The sequence below is a fragment of the Actinoplanes cyaneus genome (assembly GCF_016862095.1).
Lineage (GTDB): Bacteria > Actinomycetota > Actinomycetes > Mycobacteriales > Micromonosporaceae > Actinoplanes > Actinoplanes cyaneus.
Window position 1 is genome coordinate 1 of record NZ_BOMH01000158.1, and the last position, 1,355, is coordinate 1,355.

Sequence of the window (1,355 nt, forward strand, 5' to 3'; positions counted from 1 at the left end):
AGGGTCATTGCGTAGTCGGATAGCTGCTGGTCACGGCGGTGATCAGGGCGTGTGATCGGCGGTTGGCTTGCCGGGTGGCGCGGGCGATGTTGGTTGCGCCGGTGGCTCGGTGCCATCCGATTGCGGTGTTACGCAGTGTGGCGATGACGGCGGGTCCGGTGCCGGTCCGGGCTTGGTGCAGGTCTTCACGGAACGTCACGTCGCGGACGTGGTGAAGGCGGTTTTCGATGTGCCAGTGCCGGCGGATCCAGGTCTGCAGGTCGCGAGGCAGGGCCTGGCCGGCGGGTAGTGACACGGTCAGGTAAGCGGTCTCGCGACTGGTCCTGCCAGCGACGATGCGGGTGCGGGTGATCCGGATGGCCTGTTGGGCGTGCGGGAAGCCGATGCCGCCGGGTGTGGCGACGGTGACGGCTTTGAGGGTGCGGGTCTCCTGGCGGCCGTGACCGCGGTCGCGGGTCCGGTCACCGACCGGGATCTGTGCCCAGGGTAGCTGTTTGAGCTGCTTGAACAGGGTCGGCTGGTTGCCTTTGACCTGCACGAGCAGGTGCGCCCGGCGGGCGGTGACCTCGGTTGCGTGCCCGGTCTGGGTGTGCAGGGCGTCGGCGACGAACAGCACCCCGGCAAGCGAGCCGAGGACCTTCTCGACGGCGTCCAGCAGCGGCACGAACGACGTGATCTCGTTCGACTTCGTATCGACGGTGACCTGGGCGATCACGATCCCGGTGGTGGTGTCCAGGGCGGACAGCAGGTGCACCTGGCGGCCGCCGTCCAGGCGGGCGCCGCGAAGGGTTTTGCCGTCCACCGCGATCACCCGGCGATACCGGCGCGGCAGGTTCGGTGGGCGGGTCCGGGTGTGTAACCAGCCGGCGAGAACGGTGGTCAGCAGGGTCGGATCGAGGCGGGTCAGTAGCCGCCACATCGTCGTGGCCACCGGCACCGTGTCGCCGAAGCCGAGCCGGGACCGGCCGTGTTCATCCAGGTCATGAATCCAGTCGGTGATCGCGGCGAACGAGGACGCACCGCCCATGACCGCGCACACGGCGACCGCCAGGACCGCGGACAGCGGGTATCGGATCCCGCGCGGGTCACGCGGGTCGGGAACCTTCGCCAACGTGTCCAGCAGCCCGTTCTGTTCACCGTCGGTGACCGGAGCCGGTACGCCGAGGGGGTGGGGTGTCGTGACGGTCAGTGCGGTGATGAGAGATGATGCCATCGGCGGGTGAAGTCCTCGGGGTTTTGTAGCGTAGAGAACTTCATCATCACCGACGTGATCTCACCCGCCACCTTCGCCTCCACAGAGGCCACTCACGCCACGAAAACCCAGTTCAGAGCCTTACCATCGGACTACGCAATGG

General features: G+C 67.6%; 1 protein-coding gene. It reads right to left on the reverse strand.

Annotated features, from left to right (window positions below; translation table 11 throughout):
• Positions 1 to 4 precede the first annotated feature (4 nt).
• The gene (locus tag Acy02nite_RS46130) at positions 5 to 1,213 is read right to left on the reverse strand and encodes an ISAs1 family transposase (protein ID WP_239175918.1); all 1,209 of its coding nucleotides are present in this window, start codon (positions 1,211 to 1,213) and stop codon (positions 5 to 7) included.
• Positions 1,214 to 1,355 lie beyond the last annotated feature (142 nt).